This window comes from Micromonospora sp. GCM10011541, assembly GCF_042650725.1.
Taxonomy (GTDB): domain Bacteria; phylum Actinomycetota; class Actinomycetes; order Mycobacteriales; family Micromonosporaceae; genus Micromonospora; species Micromonospora sicca.
Window position 1 is genome coordinate 1 of record NZ_JBHSBP010000130.1, and the last position, 1,743, is coordinate 1,743.

Here is a 1,743-nt window from a genome sequence, read left to right on the forward strand (position 1 = left end):
TCCGGTAGTTTTTTGGGATGACGTTGGGCAAAGCGTCGCAGCAGCTGGATCTCCTCGATCCGGTCAGCCGGTTCTGCGCCGAGACGCTGCCGGCGAACTCGATCTACGCGTTCCTGCACGAACACCGCGACCGGCTGTTCCCGGACGGCCTGTTCACCGACCTGTTCGCCCAGACCGGCCGCCGGTCGGTGCCGCCGTCGGTGGTTGCGACGGTGATGGTCCTGCAGCGCCTGGAAGGACTCTCCGACCGCGAAGCCGTCGACCGGTTCGCGTTCGATGTCCGCTGGCGGTATGCGGCCGGGGTCGGTGGCTGGGACGGCGCCGGCCGGGCCGGGTTCGCGCACACGGTCCTGGTCGACATGCGGGAACGGCTGCGCGGTTCGAACCGCCCGGACCGGATCTTCGAGGTCGCCCTCGCCGCCGCCGGGCAGGCCGGGCTGGTGGGCCGCCGCCGGGTGCTGGACTCGACACCGTTGTATGACGCGGTCGCCACGATGGACACGATCACCCTGATCCGCTCCGCGGTCCGCGGCCTGCTCGCCGCAGCCGGCCGGGGTCGGGCTGCTGAGCTACGAGCGGTGCTGACCAGCGGTGACGACTACACCAGCACGGCGAAACCGGTCGTGGACTGGGACGACAAGACCGCCCGCGAAGCATTGATCGACTCCCGAGCCCGCGACGGCTACGCCTTGCTGGCCGCCCTCGACGGCCGCAAAGACCTACCCGAACCCCTCGTCCAGGCGATGACGCTGCTGGCCACGGTGCTGGGTCAGGACCTGGAAACCGGCGACGACGGGGTACTGCGGATCGCCCGGAAAGTCGCCGCGGACCGGGTGATCTCGACCGTCGATCCGCAGGCCCGGCACGGTCATAAGACAAGCCACCGCGGCTTCGACGGCTACAAAGGGCACATCGCCGTCGACCCGGACAGCGAGATCATCACCGCCACGCAGGTCACCGCCGGCAACACCGGCGACGCCGGAGCGGCCGCCGACCTGATCACCGACCTCACCGAACCCGTCGACGCCACCGACACCGCTGCCGGTGACGCGGCGGTCTACGGCGACGCCGCTTACGGCGCCGGCGAAGTCCTCGAACGGCTGCACGACGCCGGGATCGACATCAAGACCAAGGTCCAGCCCCCGAACGCACCGGCCGGCAAGTTCGCCAAGGACCAGTTCACCATCGACCTCGGCGGGGGCACGGTGACCTGCCCGAACCAGGTCACCACCGCGATCCGGCCGATCAGCGAGCACCCCCGCCATGCCGGGAAAGCCGATTTCGGCAAAGCCTGCACCACCTGCCCACTGCGAGCACAGTGCACCGCGTCGAAGACCGGCCGGCAGATCACCATCAGCCGCTGGGAAACCCACCTCACCACAGCCCGCAACCGGCAGACCGACCCTGCCTGGAAGGCCGACTACCGGACCACCCGCCCCAAAGTCGAACGCAAGCTCGCCCACCTGATGCGCCGCCGCCACGGCGGCCGCCGCGCCCGCATGCGCGGCCTGCTCCGCGTCGCCGCCGACTTCACACTCCTGGCCGCCGCCACCAACCTCACCCGGCTCGCCACCCTCGGCCTCACCCACCAACCCCGCGGCTGGACCCTCGCCTGACCACCACAGAACGACCCCTACCAGCCACTATCCGGCCCAGCAGCGGCCCGCCAGTCCTCACCGGCATCACTGAACCGCCGATCAGCACAACCAGACGCCGCCGCGCACCAGACCAGCCCGCAACCCT

General features: G+C 70.3%; 1 protein-coding gene. It reads left to right on the plus strand.

Annotated features, from left to right (window positions below):
- The first annotated feature begins 17 nt into the window (after positions 1 to 17).
- On the plus strand, positions 18 to 1,616 hold the full coding sequence (locus ACFOYX_RS36265; protein WP_322444135.1) for an IS1182 family transposase: 1,599 nt from the start codon (positions 18 to 20) through the stop codon (positions 1,614 to 1,616).
- The last annotated feature ends 127 nt before the right edge of the window (positions 1,617 to 1,743 follow it).

Excerpts from the sequence above, each read along its gene's own strand:
- ACFOYX_RS36265 (WP_322444135.1), top strand. The coding sequence starts at position 18 with ATGACGTTGGGCAAAGCGTCGCAGCAGCTGGATCTCCTCGATCCGGTC.